This window comes from Vallitalea okinawensis, assembly GCF_002964605.1.
Lineage (GTDB): Bacteria > Bacillota > Clostridia > Lachnospirales > PQDH01 > Vallitalea_A > Vallitalea_A okinawensis.
This window is the reverse complement of sequence record NZ_PQDH01000047.1, coordinates 1-1,844: the sequence shown is the minus strand read 5'-3', so window position 1 is coordinate 1,844 and position 1,844 is coordinate 1. Positions and strand designations below refer to the sequence as shown.

Here is a 1,844-nt window from a genome sequence, read left to right as displayed (position 1 = left end):
TTATGAAATATATAGGAAAAGAATAATCTAGGTGGCCATGTTTTTACATCGCCTAACAACATGTTCACATTCGTTCCAGGTAAGGTATTCCTCTAGGGTCATCGCCCTCCACACATTCCTCAACCTAAGCCTGTAGGGACAGTTGGCGCATCAGTCACATTCGTGCCATTAGCGACTCCTTCTAAGGTTGAGAAACGTCGTGAACACTAAAACGTTATAGAACATAGCCGCTATCAGAGTATCAATATTGGGTCAAAAAAATCAAGGGATTCTATATTAGGATGGAGAGAATAAAAATGGCTAGATTTGAAGAGTATTATTTTGGATACTTAGGGATTAAAAATATTAATGATATAGGGTCAAGTATAATTATAGAATCTGAGTATAGAGATAAGCCCCTTAATAATAAGTATTACTATCCTATTATTTTTACTAAACTAAATGAGAAATTACTCTGTTCTTGTTCTCACAGGTACTTAGATATTTGTCAAAGGTACTTTAAAGGAAGTATAGAATCCATGTACAATATTGCAAAGATATTAAGTGAAGGGCAGAGCAAATTTAGATTGCGAGTTATGAGAAGATATACAGTTGAGGAAACTAATGAATTCTATTCAAATGCGGATGTTTTAACAATCGATATGCTCCGAAACATAAGATTTGAGATACATAATAACCTAGATGATTATATTGAGAGAAAGAAAGAAATTCTTAATGATAGAAGGCAGTTTGTTATGGTAGATGATGAGAAAATTGCTTCGACTGCATTTATTTCTGATATTCATAATAGTGGATGTAATATAGTGGTTTTTACTCAAGCAGAGTATCGAACTAAAGGATTTGGACAACAGGTAGTGAAAGCGTGTATAAACTGGTGTAAAGAGCATAATTATTTACCAATATATTTAGTTGAGGAGACAAATAAAAGCTCAATAAAATTAGCTGAAAAGATAGGGTTTCAAATGAAGAGTAGAGAATGGATTATATCTGAGTAATAAACAGATGGCGGATACATCCTATAACAATACATTTGCACAAGGTTCGGGCTAGGGCCATAAAGCTCCTTGGGACATGCCCTCACACATCCCTCAACCTAAGCCCGTCGGGACACTCGGCACATTAGCCCTTATCAGGGCATGAACGCCTTCGTTCTAAGGTTGAGCAACGTCGCAAATCCGAAACGTTATATGACATAAATAATATTTCTTAGCTATTAGTGGCTCTTGTAAGGAGGGGTAAAGTGAATTCAAGTAGTTATTATAAGACTTATGATAAAGGCTATGAAGAATTAAGAAAAGAAGGAATAACTAGATTAATAGTAACTATTTTTTTTTATATTTTAATCATAGTATGTGCATTAATAGTAATCTATTTAGATGAGGAGTTAGATCTTTTATATATACTTGGTTTTTTATCACTATTTAATTGCATCTATTTTATAGGTGGAATAAGAAGCTTAAGAAAAGCTAAAAAAAAGAGCTATGAAGAGTATGAACTTATTTATGCTAGAAAATTACTGATTAATTTTAAGCAGGGCCTATTTCAAAGTGATATTTTAGATGATTACATAAATGATTCTTTAGCAGAGTTCTTTTACAAAAATCCTATTATACTAAAGTATGATGATCTAATCTTATTTATAAAATATAAAACATCTTCACCAAAGAGGTTACTTGATTGGGCTCATTATATTTGGTTTAGTGATTTTTATTCATTAGATAATAAAACTGAAGAAGTTATAAAAGAACTAGAAGAAGCTTATCAAGCTAATCTACCCTTACCTGTAGATTATTTAGAGAAAACACTTGAGAAACTTAAAGTTAACAAGTAATAGTATATTATTT

General features: G+C 32.0%; 2 protein-coding genes. Both read left to right on the top strand.

What is annotated here, in order from left to right; genetic code table 11:
• Nucleotides 1-296 precede the first annotated feature (296 nt).
• Nucleotides 297-995: a GNAT family N-acetyltransferase gene (locus C1Y58_RS26210; RefSeq protein WP_157950304.1), complete on the top strand. Its 699-nt coding sequence runs from the start codon at nt 297-299 to the stop codon at nt 993-995.
• A gap of 245 nt (nt 996-1,240) precedes the next feature.
• Nucleotides 1,241-1,831, top strand: a complete 591-nt coding sequence (locus tag C1Y58_RS26205) for a hypothetical protein (RefSeq protein WP_105620106.1) — start codon at nt 1,241-1,243, stop codon at nt 1,829-1,831.
• The last annotated feature ends 13 nt before the right edge of the window (nt 1,832-1,844 follow it).

What these genes read in the sequence shown, in the direction of transcription:
- C1Y58_RS26210 (WP_157950304.1), top strand. Translation starts at nt 297, where the DNA reads ATGGCTAGATTTGAAGAGTATTATTTTGGATACTTAGGGATTAAAAAT.